Origin of the sequence: Bradyrhizobium erythrophlei, assembly GCF_900142985.1 — a bacterium.
Taxonomy (GTDB): domain Bacteria; phylum Pseudomonadota; class Alphaproteobacteria; order Rhizobiales; family Xanthobacteraceae; genus Bradyrhizobium; species Bradyrhizobium erythrophlei_B.
In genome coordinates, this window is sequence record NZ_LT670849.1 from 2,814,542 (window position 1) to 2,832,476 (window position 17,935).

A 17,935-nucleotide genomic window follows, 5' to 3' on the forward strand; every position below is an offset into this window, starting at 1 on the left:
GGCCAACTGAGTAGCGAATGTCAAATCCACTCCACTAGAGCCATTCCGCGGGGAACATCGTTTTGCCGGCGTCGTTAGCTCTTCAGCACATCCTGAAGAGCCGCAATGCAATGCCGATCGAGCCGTCAGAGGACCCTCCGATCAAACCGGGACAGCCCGCCGAGCCACCGCGGGAAAATCCGCCAGGAAGTCCCAACCCCGAGATTCCACCGCCGGTGCACGAGCCGGACGAACCGCAACGGCCCGAGGAGTTGCCAGGCCATACACCCGATGAAATGCCGGTGCCGCCCGGACCACCGGGGCCGACCTCACCGCCACCTACGGCGTCCATTGCAGCCTGAAAACAAGCTCTGAATGCATCATGAACGACCGCGCGTCGAAACGGCGCAGTATCAGAAAATAAATCCGAGTTCCCCTTTGAAACCCGCCACAATCCGGCCTAACGCTTGTTTAATCGCTGATGTTTGTTGACATTCTCACCTGCGTTTCCACCACGACCCTCACCTTTAGAATTCTCCCCGGGATCCAAAGCACATGACAAATCTGAGAATCGCGTTGCTTGCCACGACCGCGCTGTCGGCCATGCAACTGATGACCACCCCATCGCACGCGCAGTCGGCATCGATCGTCGTTGCGCAACGAGAGGAAGTGGGTCCTGACGGGAAACCCAAGCAGCCGCCGAAGGAAGCGCCGAAGGGAGCTCCACCGGCGCGCCCTGCTACACCGCCTCCAGCGCCTCCACCACATCCGGCTGCGCCACCTCCGCCTCCGCCACCGCACCCGGCTGCACCGCCTCCGCCGCCGCCACCGCATCCGGCTGCGCCGCCTCCACCCCCGGCTCCGCATTCAGCGACGCCACCTGCACCGCCAACTCCGCCACCGGCCGCCGCGCCGCAGCAGGAGCGCGGAAGGGAAATAGAGCGCGAACGGCAGCAAAAGGGAGCACCGCCGGCTGCGCAGCAGCCGCCCGCGGCGCCTCCGACAGCTGCTCCGCATTCGGCCACGCCACCTGCACCGCCAACTCCGCCACCGGCCGCCGCGCCGCAGGAACGCGGACGAGAATTCGAACGCGAACGGCAGCAAAAGGGAGCACCGCCTGCTGCGCAACAGCCTGCTGCGCCGCCGACAGCACCGGCAGGAACTCCTCCCGCGGGAGCGCCACCTGCTGGCGCACCCGTGACGCCGCGCGCTGGTCCCGGCACGGTGCCGGGTGGCGCACCGACACCCGCACCTGGAAACCAGACGTCGGCGCCGCCGCCTGGCGCACCCGCCAATGCAGCGCCAATGGTCCGCCACGCGCCGCCCCAGGTGAGCGCGCCGTTGCCGCCACCACCTGCGCCACAGAACCTGACGCCGCTTCCGGCAAACCCGGCCGCAGCGCAGGGCCCGCGGCGGCTTGAGGATTTCCGAAGCGAACGGCGCGAAGTTCAGGAAGGCGGCCGCACCGTCATCACCGAGCCCGGCCGCATCATCATCCGCGACCCCTCCGGCGGGTCCTTTGTCCGCCACGACGAGAACGAGCGCTTCCGCTTCGGCGCGCGCGATATCCAGACCCAGCGCGTCGGCAACGAGACCCGCACCGTCATCATCCGTCCCGATGGTTCGCAGGTCATCACGGTGATCGCGGCCGACGGCTCGCTGTTGCGCCGGATCCGCCGCGACGTGCGCGGCGAGGAGTTCATCATCATCGACAACTCCTACCGCGATCCGCGCGCGGTCGGCGGCTTCTACGTCGACCTCCCGCCGCCGGTCGTCCGCATTCCCTACGACCGTTACATTGTCGACGCTGAGGATGCGCCGCCTGACATGATCTACGATACCATGGAGGCGCCGCCGGTCGATCGCATCGAGCGCCGCTACACGCTGGATGAAATCCGCTACAGCCCGAACGTGCGCATGCTGATGCCGAGCATCGACGTCAACACCATCAACTTCGACCTCGGCTCATGGGAGATCCCGCCCGACCAGGCCTCGAAGTTGCAGGTGATCGCCGACGGCCTCAACCGCGCCATCCAGCGCAATCCGCGCGAGGTGTTTTTGATCGAGGGCCACACCGACGCGACCGGCAACGACACCGACAACCTGTCGCTGTCCGACCGCCGCGCCGAGTCGGCTGCCGAACTGTTGACTCAGCAATTCGGTGTCCCGGCTGAAAACCTGACCTCGCAGGGTTACGGCTCGCAATATCTGAAGGAGCAGACCAGCGGGCCAAGCCGCATCAACCGGCGCGTCACCATCCGCCGCATCACGCCGCTGCTCAATGGTGGCGTGGCGTCGTTGCCGCCTCCCCCGCCCGGCATCGCGCCGCCGCGGTAAGCAAAACCATCGGAAAATGAAAATGGCCGGGAGCAATCCCGGCCATTTTTGTTTACGCCAAATTCGATGCGTCTCAGTCCTTGTCGCTTTCGAGCTTGAGGATCGGAGAGCCCTCGCCGATCGAGATCAGGCCCGCCTTGGAATAGATATCGAGCTTGGCGCGGGTGTCGGCGATGTCGAGATTGCGCATGGTCAATTGACCGATGCGGTCCGCCGGCGTGAACGCGGCGTCCTCGACCTTCTCCATGCTCAACCGCTCCGGCTGATAGGTCAGATTCGGACTCTCGGTGTTCAGGATCGAATAATCGTTGCCGCGGCGCAGTTCGAGCGTCACTTCTCCAGTAATGGCGCGCGCCACCCAGCGCTGCGCGGTCTCGCGCAACATCAGGGCTTGCGAATCGAACCAGCGTCCCTGGTAGAGCAGCCGGCCCAGGCGCAGGCCGCCGATGCGATACTCCTCGATGGTGTCCTGGTTGTGGATGCCGGTGATCAGGCGCTCATAGACGATGTGCAACAGCGCCATGCCCGGCGCTTCATAGATGCCACGGCTCTTGGCTTCGATAATGCGGTTCTCGATCTGGTCGCTCATGCCGAGGCCGTGACGGCCGCCGATGGCATTGGCTTCAAGGAACAGCGCGACCGGATCGGCGAACGTCTGGCCGTTCAGCGCGACCGGCTGACCTTCGACGAACCGCACGACGACCTTCTCGGGCTTGACCGCGCAGTCGTCGCGCCAGAACGGCACGCCCATGATCGGGTTGACGATCTTGATACCGCTGTCGAGGTTCTCGAGATCCTTGGCCTCGTGCGTCGCACCGAGAATGTTGCTGTCGGTCGAATAGGCTTTTTCGGCGCTCATCTTGTAAGCGAAACCGCTGGCGGTCATGAACGCTGACATCTCGGCGCGTCCGCCCAGTTCGTCGATGAACTGCTGGTCGAGCCACGGCTTGTAGATCTTCAGGCCGGGATTGGTGAGCAGGCCGTAGCGATAGAACCGCTCGATGTCGTTGCCCTTGTAGGTCGAGCCGTCGCCCCAGATGTTGACGCCGTCTTCCTTCATTGCCGAAACTAGCATCGTGCCGGTCACCGCGCGCCCGAGCGGCGTGGTGTTGAAATAGGTCGCGCCGCCGGTCGAAATGTGAAACGCGCCGGCCTGAATGGCGGCGATGCCTTCGTGCACCAATTGCGTGCGGCAATCGACGAGCCGCGCCTTTTCGCCGCCGAACTCCAGCGCCTTGCGTGGAATCTCGTCGTAGTCGGCTTCGTCGGGCTGGCCGAGATTGGCCGTATAGGCAAAGACACGGGCGCCCTTCTGCTTCATCCAGAGCAGCGCCGCACTGGTGTCGAGACCGCCCGAGAAGGCGATGCCGACTTTCTCGCCCTTGGGCAGGCTTTTCAGGATCGTACTCATGGAGCTTCCAATCGGTCGAAATTCAGATGCTTGGATGCGCGAATATCAAATTTCGCCAATAACAGCACGCTTTAATCGTAGTTAAGACGACGCCGACGGTGCCGGGCCGACTTCGCGGCCTCGCCAGCGTTGCAAAGCCCGATATCCGGGCCATGCGAACCGCGTTAGCGCCGCATCGACCCGCTCATCGCTCAGACGGGTGGAAGTCCAGCGATAGACATAGCCGTGCACCAGCCAGATCACGAGAAACGTCACCAGGCCTGCGATGGCCACATCGGTGAAGAAGTGTCCGCCGAATGCCATCCGCAGCCCGCTCGTCGCCACGCCGAACAGGGTCGCGGCTGCATAGGCGAGCGGTCGCCATGCCGGGGGCGCCAACGCGGCGGGGGCGTAGGTCCAGAATGCGGTGGCGCCTTCGCCAGAGAAGAACGAACAGTTGCGCGCGCAAGCCCCGCGCGGATCCCACCACGGCACAAAGCTCTGGTCACCGTTGAACTGGCTCACCGCCACCGGACGCGGCCGGCCCCAATAGCTTTTGAAGGTGAGATTGGTGAGCACGCCGGCGGAAAGAAGCAGCGTGACCAAGAGGAACACCATCGCCCGGCCGGATATCATCAGCGGCCGGTCCGGCCGCGCCAGTTTGACGATCAAGGCAGCGATCGCCGGCAGCGCGAGAACCCAGGCGATCACCATCGCGCCGTCGCGGGCAATCGCCGCGAGCGCGTTGAGCTTCAGCGGAAACGTGCGCGAGGCCTCGTCGTAAAACAGCGAAGCGAGCTTCAGGTCGAGTTCGGGATAGATCCCGAACAGCAGCCCGATTGCGAGCGCGAGCGCCAGCGCGACAATCAATCCGGTCCGGTTCATGGCGCGGGGTTTAGCCGAGACGGCAAACGATGAAAAGCCACCCTTACCGCTGCGACGGCGATTGCGAGGGCATGGGCGGCGGGCGCCTTGGCGGCGGCGACGGCACGCGCCAGACGCCGGCGTTGCGGCCGGCAATCACCCAGTAGACCAGGCCGGCGAGGATACCGGCGCCGGTCATGATTTCCAGGTGACGTCGCACAACGCCCTGAAACTGAAGCTGGTCGGGATCGAAGGGAACAAGCCCGAGATAGCAGGCGAGCCCGACGAGGCCGCCGCCGACTGCATAGGCCAACGCACTGCGGACGTAGAAGGCTTCGGTGATCAAGACCACGATCATCGCCGGCACCAGCGCAAATCCGCTGACAAAGATGAAGCCGAAGCCGAGCACGATGTTGAGAACGCCCGGATCGACCGGTCCGGCACCGAGATCGGAGAATTCCGGAAACATGATCGCGCCGACCACAACCGCGCCTGCGACAAGGCAGGCGGCGAGAAACGCGAAGAAAATGACGAACAAACGGCCGATCAGCGTCATAGCGGGAATCTGTGTTTGGGCATGATCTTGTCCGAAAACCGGCTTCCACTTTTCGGGATCATGCCTAATCCGTCATCGCCATCGCGCGCAGCGCCTGCCGCTCGCGCGCCGATAGTTTTTCGGTCTCCGACTTCAACTGGCCGCAGGCGGCAAGGATGTCGCGGCCACGCGGCGTGCGCACCGGCGACGAATAGCCGGCGTTGAAGATATATTCGGAGAATTTCTCGATTCTCTCCCAGTCGGAACATTCGTAAGCCGTACCCGGCCACGGATTGAATGGAATGAGGTTGATCTTGGCCGGAATCCCCTTCAGCAGCTTCACCAGAAGTTTCGCATCATCGAGCGAATCGTTGACGCCCTTGAGCATCACATATTCGAAGGTGATACGCCGCGCATTCGATGCGCCGGGATAATCGCGGCAGGCCTGCAACAGTTCGGCGATCGGATATTTGCGGTTGAGCGGCACCAGCTCATTGCGCAATTCGTCGCGCACCGCATGCAGCGAGATCGCGAGCATCACACCGATTTCCTCGCCGGTCCGCTTGATGTTGGGCACCACGCCCGAAGTCGACAGCGTGATGCGGCGGCGGGAAATGCCGATGCCTTCGTTGTCAGCGACAATGAGAAGCGCGTCGCGCACCGCCTCGAAATTGTAGAGCGGCTCGCCCATGCCCATCATCACGATATTGGTGACGAGGCGGTTGCCATTGGGCGTCTCGCGATCGATCCAGTCATTGAGGCGATCGCGCGCCACCATGATCTGGCCGACGATTTCGCCTGATGTCAGATTGCGCACCAGGCGCTGCGTCCCGGTGTGGCAGAATGAGCAATTGAGCGTGCAGCCGACCTGCGAGGAGACGCACAGCGTGCCGCGATCGGTCTCCGGAATGTAGACGCATTCGACTTCGTGCGCCCTCTCGAGCTTGTCGCCGCTCGGCAGGCGCAACAGCCATTTGCGGGTGCCGTCGCTGGAAATCTGCTCCGCCACCACCTCAGGCCGGTCGACGGTGAAATGCTGCTCGAGTTCCTTGCGCATGTCCTTGGAGATCGAGGTCATGGTCTCGAAATCTTGCGCGCCGCGGACATACATCCAGTGCCAGAGCTGCTGCACGCGCATCTTGCGCTGCGCCGGGGCCACGCCGATGTCGCCGAGCTTCTCAGTCAGTTCCTCGCGCGACAGCCCGATCAGCGAGGGCCTCGCCGGCGGCACGTAGGATTCCAGCGGTACCTTTTCCAAAGGTGCGCTCGTGCCGGTCAATTCGGTGGTCGTTTGCGTCACTCGGTCTCTCGCTGGAATTTGTCGGGGCCTCCTTCGAGGGCCCGCCCAGTGTGGTGGTTCGGAAGTTCGAAACGTGGCTCCGCCACGAACTTTGGAACCGGGACACTAGCGCCGCGCCCTTATATAGCATCGCGGCGAAGCCCGGCTATCCCTCGCAGCGCCGTTTCAGCCCCTGCGCTTCCAAGGCGAGGTACTCCCGCGTGATCTTTTCGGCCCTCGAGCGGACCAGCCGGGCGAGCCAGCCGGTCTGGGCAAAGCCGAGGGTAACCGACACCGTTCCACCGCCACGCGGCTCAAGCCGGTGGGTCGCGACGCTCCTGATGCCGAAGGCCTCGCTGACCCATGTAAACGATCTTCCCGGTTCGAATTCCGTCACCGTCCAGACCGCGACCGGAATGCGCGGCTGGTGAACGCGCGCGCGGCTGCCGATCCCGAACGCGCCATGGTCCAGTCGCTCGACCTTGTCGATCGATCGCGTCCATTCGCTCCAACGCTCGACGTCCACGAGCGTCGCCCAGATGCTTGTGGCCTCGGCACGGATCTCGGCGGATTGTTGCAAGTTCATTGGAAAAGCTTAGCGCCGGCAGTCCTGGGCGACGCGATCGAGCGCCTGGGACAGGCCCTTCAGCGAGAACACGTCGATGGTCTCGGTCCCCTTGGAGGAGACGCCCTTGACCGTCACATCGGCCGCCTTGCGCATGGCGTCCACCATCCGCTCTTCCTCGGCCGCGTTCTTGATCCAGAGGCCGTCGCCCTGCGTGTACATCGCATAGGCCGCACCGCCGACTTCCAGCGTCGATTCCGACCCAGGCTTCAGGGCATAGCCAATCATGATCGACACCTCGTTGACGACCTTTTCGGCCGGGCGCGTGGAGATGAAGGCGTAGGCCGGATCGCGCGGCCGGTTCGGCGGGTTGGTTTTCGACGACGAAGGCTTCGCCAGCGCGAAACACACCTTCTTGCCGTTCGGCGTCGCCATATAGGCGCCCCAGGTGCCGAACTGGCCGATCAGTGTCGGCTCGCTGCCGCCGATAGCCGGAACTGCGGCAGCTTCCGGCTTGGTGGCGGCCGCCGCCTTTGCGCCCTTCGAGGTGGCCTGCGCCAACGCATGACAAGAGGTGGCGCACAGAAGCGCTGCCGAGATCGAAGCTGCCAGCATTCCCCGCACGGACATTGCCGATCTGGTCCCCCATCATTGTGACTGGAAGATGGCCCGGCATCCTCCGGTCACGGGAGCGATGAATAGCGGGCCGAAGGGCGATTCGGAAGGTGGGCAGACTATCGCAGCCAGCGCCATTTAGGCGCTAGTGAGTCGGTTTGACATTCGCTACCAATGCGGGAGTCACCGTGCCACGAACTCAGGACCCGCCATGAAAGCCATGCTCTGCTCGCAATATTGCGGCCCCGACGATCTCGTCCTGACGGAGATACCGGACCCGGTGGCAGGCCCCGGCGAAGCCGTGATTGCGATCAAATCCGTGGCGCTGAATTTCTTCGATCTCCTGATGATTCAAGGCAAGTACCAGATCAAGCCACCCTTCCCGTTTTCGCCGGCCGCCGAAGTGGCGGGCGTGGTCGAAAGCATTGGCGATGGCGTCAGCGGCCTGAAGCCAGGTGATCGCGTGATCGCGTCCTGCGGCCACAACGGGGCGCGGGAAAAGATCGCGCTGCCCGCAGGCTCCATTGTCAAAATTCCGGACGGGCTCGATTTCGATCGCGCCGCCGGCGTCATTATTACCTATGGCACCGCGCTGCATGCGCTGGAGGATCGCGCGAGCCCCAAGCCGGGCGAGACGCTGGCGGTGTTGGGCGCGGCCGGCGGTACCGGGCTTGCGGCCTGCGAGCTCGGCAAACTGCTCGGCCTCAAGGTGATCGCCTGCGCCTCGTCGGAAGCGAAGCTCGATTTCGCCAAGGCGCATGGCGCCGAACTCGGCCTGAACTACGCCAGCGAAGATCTCAAGGAAGGGCTGCGCCGGCTCACCGGCGGCAAGGGCGTCGATATTATCTTTGATCCGGTCGGCAGCGGCTATGCGGAAGCCGCGCTGCGCTCGATCGCCTGGGAAGGCCGCTTCCTGGTGATCGGTTTTGCCGCCGGCGAAATTCCGAAAATGCCGCTCAACCTCGCTCTGTTGAAAGGCTGCGACATCAGGGGCGTTTTCTGGGGCGCATGGGCGCGGCTCAACCCGGACAAGAACCGCGCCAATCTCCAGCGGCTGGTGCAATGGGCGGCGGAAGGCAAGATATCCTCCCACGTTGATCGCACCTTCCCGCTGGCGCAAACCGCCGACGCGCTCAAGGTGCTCGCCGGCCGCCAGGCGATGGGAAAGGTGATCCTCCATCCCTGAAGACGCCGCAGTTCCCGGCTGCCGCAATTCGTCACGGCTAACGCGAACGTGACGGTCGGGTGACGCGCATATGGTTAAAATGGTGATTCTCGGACGTCAGGCGCTTGATCTTGTGTCATCCGCCTTACGGCGCCCCAGCTTTTCCTCATTTGGGCCGTGCTTGGACAGTCCGCCGCGCCGCGGCGCTGCACTTAAATGCCCAAATGAAATCAAAGAATCTCCCAAATCGGCATCGTGATTGTCGCTTTTTGGACGGATTCAAAATGCGTTTTAGCAACACTTTATTTAGTAGCGGGCAGGGGCCGTGAACTGATGCCGGCAGTGCCCGATGTTGCGTAGTAACGGGAGGCATCACCATGGCGCAGGATCCGCGCTACAACCGTTCGTATCAAGCGCCGTATGATTCTGACTACGCTTCATACGACAATCAATATGCTGAACCGGTCGATCTCGACGCGTTTGGTTCACAACTCAGGTCGCAACATCCTTCGCGATCGGTAGCGACCCGGGAAGAATTCCTTCCCGACGATTCCGTTCCGCTGTTTTTGTCCGGCGCGGATGACGACGTTCGTTCGTCGAAGTTCGGCCGCCAGCGAAAAAACGGCTCGCGTGTCCTGAAAATCGGCGCGTTCGCGGCCGCGGCTCTGATCGCCACGTTTGTCGCCGTCAAAAATCCCTTCACCGTTTTCGCCAATGCGACCGCCTCGCTGATGGGCTCCTCTGAGGTTCGATCCGCGCAAGCTCCGGCCGCCCCGCCCCGTCCGGCCGGGCCTGCCGCGGTAGCCAGCACGCCCGCGATGGTCGCAGGCCCGGCGCTGGCGACCGCCGCAGCTCTGCCCTCACGCGACGAAATTGCAGTCGCGCTCCGGACCGCACATCAGAACCAGGCGCCGGAAGTCCAGCAGCCTGCCGCGGCAGTGGTGGCAACGGCGGCAGCGCCCACGGTTGCCATGACGCCGCCGGTTGCGCCCGCAACACCGCCGGCACCGGCGGCACGACGAATGGACAGCGATGAGCTCGCCAACCTGATGGCACGCGCAAAGGCCTTGCTGGCGTCGGGCGACATCTCGCCTGCCCGCCTGCTGCTTGAACGTGCCGCGGAAGCGCACGAAGCAAGCGCGGCCTTGATGCTGGCGCAGACCTACGACCCCACGGTGCTGGGAACGCAGGACATCCGCAACATCACGCCGGACCCGGCGATGGCGCGCACCTGGTACCAGCGCGCCGCACAACTCGGCTCGGCTGACGCGCAGCGGCGTCTCAGCCAATTGCAATAGTCGTCTTTCATTCAGGGGTAGGAAAAAAATGCGACGTTTGATTGGAATGGCACTCGTTGCCACGATGATGGCGTTTGGTTTCGCGGCGCACGCGGAGGAATCCCAGGTCGATCCTGCCAAGGTCTCCGACAGCCTCAAGGCGATTTTCCAGTTCGGCTCTGCCGCCACCAAGCAGGCGCTGAACCAGAACACGGTGACACTGATCACCGGCACCATCGGCGGCACCTATGTGCAGTTTGGTGCCGATCTGGCCTCCGTGCTCGACGACGGAAACAAGTTACGCGTACTTCCGATCGTCGGGCGCGGTTCCGTGCAAAGCGTTGCCGACATCCTGTTCCTGCAAGGCGTCGACATCGGCATCGTGCGCGCCGACACGCTCGACTATCTGGAACGCAAGGGCTTCGCCAAGGACATCAAGAAGCAGTTCACCTATGTGACCAAGCTCTACAACGAGGAAATGCAGATCATCGCGCCGAAGTCCGTCAATTCGCTGCGCGACCTCGAAGGCAAGACGGTCAGCGTTGACCTGCCGAACGGCTCTACCTTCGTTACCGTGCTGACGGTGGCGGACCGTCTCGGCATGAAGGCGAACTGGGTCTACATCGAACAGCGCATCGCGATGGAGAAGCTGAAGAAGGGCGAAGTCGACGCCGTGATCGTGGTCGGCGGCAAGCCCTACAAGTCGGTTTCGAACTTCGGCAATGACGGCCGCTTCCATCTCGTGAAGGTCGACTACGAAAAGCCGTTGCAGGGCGACTATCTGCCGGCGACCCTGACCGCCAAGGACTATCCGAACCTGATCGCCGAAGGCGAATCGGTCGACACCATCGCGGTACCGGCGCTGCTTGCGGCCTATAACTGGGCGCCCAACACCGACCGCTATCGCAAGCTGTCGCTGTTCGTGGATGCCTTCTTCACCAAGTTCCCGCAGTTCCAGAACCCGCCCTTCCACCCGAAGTGGAAAGAGGTTTCGCTCGCGGCTCCGCTGGCCGGCTGGACGCGGTTGCCATCGGCCCAGCAGTGGCTCGACACGCACGGCATCGAGCCGGTCTCCCGCAACCGCTTCGACGATTTCCTGAAGCAGAGCGCGGTTTCCGGAAAATTGCCGGCCGATGCCGACAAGGAAACGCTGTTCCGGCAGTACAAGGCCTGGGAGGCCGACCAAAACGCCCGCGCGCAGGCGCAGGCACCGGCGCCCAAATCGCGATAACGCTCCAAGAAACAGGGAGAGCGAAAAGGGCCTGACGTGGCAATCACGTCAGGCCCTTTGAATTTGGACTCGCCGTCAGACCTCGGTTTCTGTAATCCGTTTCAACTTGGCCTGTGCAGCCTCGCGATGCTCCGGCGTGATGTGTGCGGCCACCAGACGGATCGCGGTCGCCAGCACCGCGGCATCGTCGGTGAAGCCGAGCACCGGCAGCATGTCCGGGATGAAATCGAACGGCAGGATGAAATAGGCGATGGCGCCTAGCAGCGCCGCCTGGACGTGACGCGGCGTCTGGCGATCGAAGGCGCAGTAATAGGCGCTGAGCAGATCCTCGGCGAACGGCAGCCTGGCGGCCACGCGTTTGAACTTGCCCCAGAAACGCTTGCGGACGCTCTCCTGGTCCCTCGCCAGCCGATCGGCCGGCTCAAACCCAACCGTGTGTTCCGAAGCCATGACGCTTGCGCTCCCTCGAAATCCGCGCGTTTAGCTGGGGATCGCGTGCCGTTCCTGCAAGCACTTGCGCCGTGGTCCGCGCTACCCATGACCCAGTTGAGCGGCGATCGCGTTCATCGCCTTGGCCAGTTCGATATCGCGTTGGGTGACGCCACCGGCATCGTGGGTCGACAACACCACCTCGACCGTCTTGTAGACATTGCGCCATTCCGGGTGATGGTCGCTCTTTTCGGCCACCAATGCCGCACGGCCCATGAAACCGAACGCCTCGTTGAAATCCTTGAACACGAAAGTGCGCTCGATGGCGTCGCGGCCGGCGACTTCCGTCCAGCCTGATAGCTCCTTGAGCGCCGTTTTCCGTGCCTCCGCTGTCAATCGTTCCACCACGATGGCCTCCTTAAGGCTCTCACCCAGCTAACTATCTAACACCAAACGGCGGTACACGATCCGCAAAAACAGAGACCATCGCCTTCAAAAAGACGCTGTTGGATCAAAGACATGAGCCTGCAAAGGCCCCGCGCGATCCCCCGGATGGAGGGAGAATGACGGGCCGTCCGATGGTAGCACTGCTAACCATGACGGCGATGTAATTCAGGAAAAGGCACCATATTTGCTACACTTCTGGCCAAATCGGATTGGCAGCCCCCCTTTGGACCTGAATTTTTCCAGATCGATGGAAAGCGGCCGTGATGCGTCTGCGGGTGCTCCAGCGGAGCCGCCAGGCGCGCCATCTCCGCATCCCTCGGCGCGGGGAAACGTCGCGCTCGTGGTTTTGGCCGGGATTCTCGCCATCATCGGCGTCATGGCCGCGGGCTATTACTTCGCGGTGCGCCCCGTCACCTTGCGGATCGCGGTCGGCCCTGCCAACAGCGACGACCTCAAGGTGGTCCAGGCCTTGAGCCAGGCCTTCCTGACCGCTCACAGCCAGATTCGTTTGCGGCCGATCCAGACCGATGGTGCGACCGCGAGCGCCCAGACGATCGCCGACAGCAGGGCCGACCTCGCCATCGTTCGCGGCGATCTCAACGTCCCGAAAAATGCGCAAGCCGTCGCGACCTTGCGCAAGAACGTCGCCGTGTTGTGGGTGCCGGCGCCCATGAAGGGCAAAAAGGCGACCGCCAAGATCACCAAGATTTCGCAACTCGCCGGACACCGCATCGGGGTCGTCGGCCGTACGCCCGCCAATATCGACCTGCTCAAGGTGATCCTGGCGCAATATGGCGTGGACCCCGGCAAGGTCGACATCGTGCAATTTCCGATCACGGAGGCGGCTGACGCGATCCGAAACCAGAAGGCCGACGCCTATCTCGCCGCGGGACCGCTCAACAGCAAGATCACCTCGGAAGCGGTTGCGGCTTCGACCCACGACGGCAAGCCGCCGAAATTCCTGGCGATCGATTCGGCGGAGGCGATTGCGCAAAATCATCCGATGTACGAGGCATCGGAAATTCCGGCCGGCGCGTTCGGCGGCTCGCCTGATCGTCCCGAAGACGAAGTGAAGACGATCAGCTTCTCGCACCATATCGTGGCGCGAAAGGACCTCTCCGAAACCACGGTGGCCGCCTTCACACGACAGCTCTTCGCCATTCGCCAGAACGTGATGAGCGAGTTTCCGCTCGCGGCCAAGATCGAAACGCCCGATACCGACAAGGACGCCTTCATTCCCGTGCATCCCGGGGCAGCCGCCTTTGTCGACGGCGAGGAAAAAACCTTCCTCGACCGTTACAGCGACATCATCTGGTGGAGCCTGATGGGCCTGTCGGCGACGGGCTCGATCGGCGCATGGTTTGCCGGCTATCTGAAGAAGGACGAACGAGGCAACAGCTCCGGCTTGCGCGAACGGCTGCTCGACATGATCGCCACGGCGCGCCACAGCGATTCATCCGACGAACTCGACCGCCTTCAGGCAGAAGCCGACGACATTTTGCGCGATACCCTGCATGGCTTCGAGCACGGCGCCATCGCGGAAGGTGCGCTGGCCGCCTTCAACATCGCGCTCGGACAATTGCATCAGGCGGTCGCGGACCGGCGGGCGCTATTGATGAATATCTCGCAGAACCTGCAACGGGCAGGCTCGGCGCTGCGGGTGACCGGAACCTGAGCCCCCTCCCTTCACGCTAAGGTGTGCGGCCGCGCGGAACTCACCCGCGAGGGCCAAGGTTTGTTCCTCGTATTTTGAAATGAGGGAGATCACCATGCGATTCAAGTTTGTGATCCCGGCGCTGGCGGTATTGGCCACGACGCTGGCCACACCGGCTTTTGCGCAGGAGGTGCGCGTCTATGGCCCCGGCTACTACGGCCCCGGCTATTATGGCCCCGCCTACCGACACCGCGTGTTTCGGGACGCTTACGCCGCAGGGCCCGTAATCGGGCCGCTCTTTTATGGCGACGGCTGGGTCCCGGAACCGATCTTCGATCATTCGAGGGCGGGTGGCATTGACCCGAATATCCGCCCGTCCAACTAGCGATGAGTGCGTCGGCAGGTCGCGCGTGCGGCCTGCCGATTTTTTTTCGCTCACCGCAAAGCAGGCGTCACAGCCACTTCGGCACATTGGTCGGAACGAAGTGGCGTAACCGATCGATCAGCGCGGCGGGGTCGGGATCGACAGAGATCGAGTGCCGGTGTTCGGGCGGCAAAAACTTGCAACTCACCATGTGGTCGATGAAGGTGAGAAGCGGCCGGTAGAAGTCGGCGATGTTCAACAGGCCGACCGGTTTATCGATCTCGGAAAGCTGGTTCATGGTCCAGACTTCCATCATCTCTTCCATGGTGCCGATGCCGCCGGGCATGGCGATGAAGGCGTCCGCGAGTTCGACCATCCGCTGCTTGCGAAGGCGCAAGGAGGCGACGATCTCGCTGCGGTGGAGACCAGGATGCGCGTGTCCCCGCTGACGCAATTTCTCGGTGATAACGCCATGTGCGGTGCCGCCGGCATTGATCAGGCTATCTGCGACAACCCCCATCAGGCCCTTCGTCGTGCCGCCATAGACCAGCGTAATTCCCGCCTCGGCCAGCGCCTGGCCGAGCCGCCGCGCGCCGTCGGCATAGGCATCCGAATCGCCGAAATTGGAACCGCAGAAGACGGCGACGCTGGTGATGGAGCGCGGCACGGATCGGACCTCTCGCGTCAGTGTTAAACCAATGTGCCGCATCATCATTTGGATCGACGACGAGATCAACCGCCGCGCATGGCTGGCAGGCAATCTCGACGTCACATTGATCCCCTAGGTTTGGAGCATGCTAACTTGTGGCATGACCGATCCGAGGCGCGCATGAAGATCAGCTTTTCTCGCGGGGTCTCCCGCCGGCGTTTCGTCCAGCAAACGGCTGGCGCGGCCGCCTTCGTGGCCATGCCCTATCTGTCCCGCGCCGCCGACCGGCCGGCCGTCACCCACGGTGTGCAATCCGGCGACGTCAATGCCGACGGCGGCGTGGTGTGGGCGCGGGCCGATCGCCCCTCGCAAATGCTGGTCGAAGTCTCGACCACCGAATCCTTTTCGGGCGCGCGCGCTTTGCCGCCGATCGCCGCCCTCCCGGAAAGCGATTTCACAGCGAAAATGCTTGTCGAAAATCTTCCCCCGGGGCAGGAGATTTTTTATCGCGTCAAATTCCGCGATCTGTCGCATCCCGACGTCGTCGGCGAGGCCGTGACCGGGCGTTTCCGCACGGCGCCAGCTGACCGGCGCGACGTCAGTTTTGTCTGGGGCGGCGATGTTGCCGGCCAGGGCTGGGGCATCAATCCGGACGACGGCGGCATGGTGAGCTTTGCGACCATGCGCAAGCACCGGCCGGATTTCCTGATCCATTCCGGCGATACGATCTACGCCGATGGCGTATTCCCGGCCGAGGTGAAATTACGCGACGGCAAGCTCTGGAAAAATCTGATGATCCCGGAGAAGACGAAAGTCGCCGAAACCACCGACGAATTCCGCGCCGCGCATAAATACAATCTTCTCGACGACAATGTGCGCGCCTTCAACGCCGATGTTCCGATCTTCGTGCAATGGGACGATCACGAGGTCACCAACAACTGGTCGGCGTCAAAGCAGCTTCCAGCGGCTTACAAGGTGCGCGACATCAACCTGCTGGCGGCGCGCGCCTCTCGCGCCTTCCACGAAATGTATCCGTTGCGTGAAAGCATCGTCGAACCAGGCCGGGTTTACCGCACCCTCAATTACGGTCCGCATCTCGACGTCTTCATGCTGGACGAACGCAGCTACCGCGGCCCCAACGGCCCAAACCTGCAAGAGACCTACGGCCCCGACGCCTATTTTCTCGGGCCGGACCAGATCGCCTGGCTGAAGCGCAGCCTGAAGAACTCGCGCGCGACCTGGAAGGTGATCGCTTCCGACATGCCGCTCAGCCTCATCGTCGACGACGACTACGCCGCCAAAAAAGGCTCGGAAGCGTTCGCGCAAGGCGACGGACCACCGCGCGGGCGGGAGCTCGAGATCGCCGATCTCCTGCGCTTCATCCGGGATTCAAACATTGCCAACACGGTTTGGCTGACCGCCGACGTGCATTATGCGGCCGCGCACTACTACAACCCGGACAAGGCGCAGTTTCAGGAGTTTTCGCCGTTCTGGGAATTCGTCGCCGGTCCCCTGCACGCCGGAACGGGTTCGCAGAACGGGCTCGACAACACGTTCGGCCCTGAAGTGAAGTTTGTGAAAGCGGCAGCTGCCGGAGCGGTGTTGTCACCCTCCGATGGCTATCAGTTCTTCGGTCATGTCAGGATCGAGGGTACGACAGGTCAGATGACGGTCACGCTGCGCGACCGCAACGACGTCGCACTGTGGTCGACGGTGCTAGATCCAAGATCGACCTGAAATCTTCTTCCGTCACTTCGCCGCGCGGCCGGCGCTCCGCAACATCGCCCGCATCGCGTCGGAGGTGCAGGGTTTTGGCAATCGCGGCTTGTGCGCGAACTCGGCAGGAAGCGCGGCATCGGCGCCATAGCCGCTGATGAACGCGAAGGGAATGCCGAGCGCTTCCAGCCGCTCGGCCACTGCAAAGCTTTTCTCGCGCAACAGTCCGATATCGAGCAGGGCGAAGTCCGGCGCGCGTTCCTCGATGAGCTGAAGCGCACGGGCCACGCTGCCCGCGGTGCGAACGATCTTCACGCCGAAGCGAAGAACGGTGTCTTCGAAATCCATGGCGATGATCGCATCATCCTCGACGATGAGGACATCGCCGGGGAGCCCATCACTCGACGCGTCGATCATCGCAAACAATGAAGGTTCCAGAAAAAGGCATGAGTTACGGCAGAACTGTTCTGCCGTACGTGCATTGGCGAGGCTGCCCCCTGTCCCGCGCATGAAACCACCACATCCGGCGACCGTTGTCTGTGCACTTGTGCACGGAACTTCGAAACGTCGACAGCTATTGTGAGACCCGCGAGCGAAGAAGTGGAAAGGCAAGGTGGTTCGAATGAACTCACAGGGAAAACCTGCGCGCGGTAGCGACCGGCCGAATAACAATCTGCTGAAGCGGCTGAGCGAGAGTGACTTCTCGCTCATCGCTCCGCATTTGACGGCGGAGGAAGCTGCCGACGACGACCTGCTCTACAATCCCGGCGACGATGTCGATGTCGTCCACTTTCCATGCGACGCTAGTCTGGCTTCCTATCTCGTTTCCAACGAGGACGGCCGCGACGTCGAGACCGTGCTGGTTGGACGCGAGGGCGCCGTTGGCGGAATCGTGAGCCTCGGCCATTTGCCGGCCTACACCCGGATCACCGTGAAGTTCGGCGGACCTTTTGTGCGACTGCCGATCAGCAAGCTCGACGCGGCCAAGACGGCTTCTGTCTCGTTGCGCAACGTCTTCGCACGCTATGCGGATTGTTTACTCGCGCAGATGTTTCAATCGACCGCCTGCAATGCGATCCATTCCATTGAGCAGCGCACCGCGAAATGGATCATCTCGGCGATGGAGCGCACCAATGGCGACAACGTCGTGCCGCTGACCCATGAGCAGTTGTCGACGCTGCTCGGCGTCGGCCGCAGCTATGCCAGCCGGGTGATCCAGACCTTCAAGGCCGAGGGCATTGTCGAGACCCGGCGCGGCTCGATCGTGGTGCGCGATCCCGACCGTCTCAGGATGAGGGCCTGCCTGTGTAACGAATCTGTCAAAAACCACTTTGAGGAGGTGTTACGGGGGGTCTATCCGAGCGAGACCGTCCAATAGGGCCATTCCCCCGGTATTTTTCGGGCCAAACGGCTAACCAATTCACAAATAACACATTGTT

18 protein-coding genes are annotated in these 17,935 nt (G+C 62.8%); 8 read left to right on the top strand and 10 right to left on the bottom strand.

Annotation, left to right across the window (positions count from 1 at the left end):
- Positions 1-534: 534 nt before the first annotated feature.
- A complete protein-coding gene (locus tag BUA38_RS13000) occupies positions 535-2,316 on the top strand; it encodes an OmpA family protein (RefSeq protein WP_072818283.1) in 1,782 nt (593 codons plus the stop codon).
- A gap of 73 nt (positions 2,317-2,389) precedes the next feature.
- Here the strand turns inward: BUA38_RS13000 and argG are convergent, their stop codons facing one another.
- The 6 genes from argG to BUA38_RS13030 form a co-directional block, all read right to left on the bottom strand.
- Positions 2,390-3,727 carry an argininosuccinate synthase gene (gene argG, locus BUA38_RS13005; RefSeq protein WP_072818284.1) on the bottom strand — a complete coding sequence of 446 codons (1,338 nt, stop codon included), beginning with the start codon at positions 3,725-3,727 and terminating at the stop codon, positions 2,390-2,392.
- 81 nt (positions 3,728-3,808) lie between these two features.
- Positions 3,809-4,591, bottom strand: a complete 783-nt coding sequence (locus tag BUA38_RS13010; protein WP_072818285.1) for a phosphatase PAP2 family protein — start codon at positions 4,589-4,591, stop codon at positions 3,809-3,811.
- Positions 4,592-4,634: 43 nt separating this feature from the next.
- Positions 4,635-5,126: a hypothetical protein gene (locus tag BUA38_RS13015; protein WP_072818286.1), complete on the bottom strand. Its 492-nt coding sequence runs from the start codon at positions 5,124-5,126 to the stop codon at positions 4,635-4,637.
- Between the two features lie 64 nt (positions 5,127-5,190).
- Positions 5,191-6,384, bottom strand: a complete 1,194-nt coding sequence (gene rlmN, locus BUA38_RS13020) for a 23S rRNA (adenine(2503)-C(2))-methyltransferase RlmN (RefSeq protein WP_156898949.1) — start codon at positions 6,382-6,384, stop codon at positions 5,191-5,193.
- Between the two features lie 166 nt (positions 6,385-6,550).
- Complete coding sequence (locus BUA38_RS13025) at positions 6,551-6,970, bottom strand: SRPBCC family protein (RefSeq protein WP_072818288.1); 420 nt, start codon at positions 6,968-6,970, stop codon at positions 6,551-6,553.
- A 9-nt stretch (positions 6,971-6,979) separates the two neighbouring features.
- Positions 6,980-7,564, bottom strand: a complete 585-nt coding sequence (locus BUA38_RS13030) for an invasion associated locus B family protein (RefSeq protein ID WP_072818289.1) — start codon at positions 7,562-7,564, stop codon at positions 6,980-6,982.
- A gap of 211 nt (positions 7,565-7,775) precedes the next feature.
- On the opposite strand from BUA38_RS13030, the gene BUA38_RS13035 reads away from it, so the two are divergent.
- From BUA38_RS13035 to BUA38_RS13045, 3 genes are all read left to right on the top strand, one after another.
- Positions 7,776-8,750 carry an NADPH:quinone oxidoreductase family protein gene (locus BUA38_RS13035; protein ID WP_072818290.1) on the top strand — a complete coding sequence of 325 codons (975 nt, stop codon included), beginning with the start codon at positions 7,776-7,778 and terminating at the stop codon, positions 8,748-8,750.
- A gap of 356 nt (positions 8,751-9,106) precedes the next feature.
- Positions 9,107-10,027: a hypothetical protein gene (locus BUA38_RS13040; RefSeq protein WP_156898512.1), complete on the top strand. Its 921-nt coding sequence runs from the start codon at positions 9,107-9,109 to the stop codon at positions 10,025-10,027.
- A 28-nt stretch (positions 10,028-10,055) separates the two neighbouring features.
- The gene (locus BUA38_RS13045) at positions 10,056-11,237 is read left to right on the top strand and encodes a TAXI family TRAP transporter solute-binding subunit (RefSeq protein ID WP_072818291.1); all 1,182 of its coding nucleotides are present in this window, start codon (positions 10,056-10,058) and stop codon (positions 11,235-11,237) included.
- 75 nt (positions 11,238-11,312) lie between these two features.
- Here the strand turns inward: BUA38_RS13045 and BUA38_RS13050 are convergent, their stop codons facing one another.
- Positions 11,313-11,687: a YkvA family protein gene (locus tag BUA38_RS13050; RefSeq protein WP_072818292.1), complete on the bottom strand. Its 375-nt coding sequence runs from the start codon at positions 11,685-11,687 to the stop codon at positions 11,313-11,315.
- A gap of 81 nt (positions 11,688-11,768) precedes the next feature.
- The gene (locus BUA38_RS13055) at positions 11,769-12,074 is read right to left on the bottom strand and encodes a 4a-hydroxytetrahydrobiopterin dehydratase (RefSeq protein ID WP_072818293.1); all 306 of its coding nucleotides are present in this window, start codon (positions 12,072-12,074) and stop codon (positions 11,769-11,771) included.
- 286 nt (positions 12,075-12,360) lie between these two features.
- Here BUA38_RS13055 and BUA38_RS13060 point away from each other — a divergent pair, with 286 nt between their 5' ends.
- Complete coding sequence (locus BUA38_RS13060; RefSeq protein WP_083587570.1) at positions 12,361-13,788, top strand: TAXI family TRAP transporter solute-binding subunit; 1,428 nt, start codon at positions 12,361-12,363, stop codon at positions 13,786-13,788.
- A 94-nt stretch (positions 13,789-13,882) separates the two neighbouring features.
- Positions 13,883-14,152, top strand: a complete 270-nt coding sequence (locus BUA38_RS13065) for a hypothetical protein (RefSeq protein WP_156898513.1) — start codon at positions 13,883-13,885, stop codon at positions 14,150-14,152.
- 67 nt (positions 14,153-14,219) lie between these two features.
- Here the strand turns inward: BUA38_RS13065 and BUA38_RS13070 are convergent, their stop codons facing one another.
- Positions 14,220-14,798 carry a TIGR00730 family Rossman fold protein gene (locus BUA38_RS13070; RefSeq protein ID WP_244553252.1) on the bottom strand — a complete coding sequence of 193 codons (579 nt, stop codon included), beginning with the start codon at positions 14,796-14,798 and terminating at the stop codon, positions 14,220-14,222.
- 162 nt (positions 14,799-14,960) lie between these two features.
- Here BUA38_RS13070 and BUA38_RS13075 point away from each other — a divergent pair, with 162 nt between their 5' ends.
- Positions 14,961-16,517 (top strand): alkaline phosphatase D family protein, encoded by a 1,557-nt coding sequence (locus tag BUA38_RS13075; RefSeq protein WP_072818295.1) that lies wholly within the window; start codon positions 14,961-14,963, stop codon positions 16,515-16,517.
- A gap of 12 nt (positions 16,518-16,529) precedes the next feature.
- Here BUA38_RS13075 and BUA38_RS13080 read toward each other — a convergent pair whose 3' ends face one another.
- Positions 16,530-16,913, bottom strand: coding sequence for a response regulator (locus BUA38_RS13080; RefSeq protein ID WP_072826085.1), 384 nt, complete (start codon positions 16,911-16,913; stop codon positions 16,530-16,532).
- Positions 16,914-17,118: 205 nt separating this feature from the next.
- On the opposite strand from BUA38_RS13080, the gene BUA38_RS13085 reads away from it, so the two are divergent.
- Complete coding sequence (locus tag BUA38_RS13085; RefSeq protein ID WP_072818296.1) at positions 17,119-17,874, top strand: Crp/Fnr family transcriptional regulator; 756 nt, start codon at positions 17,119-17,121, stop codon at positions 17,872-17,874.
- Positions 17,875-17,935 lie beyond the last annotated feature (61 nt).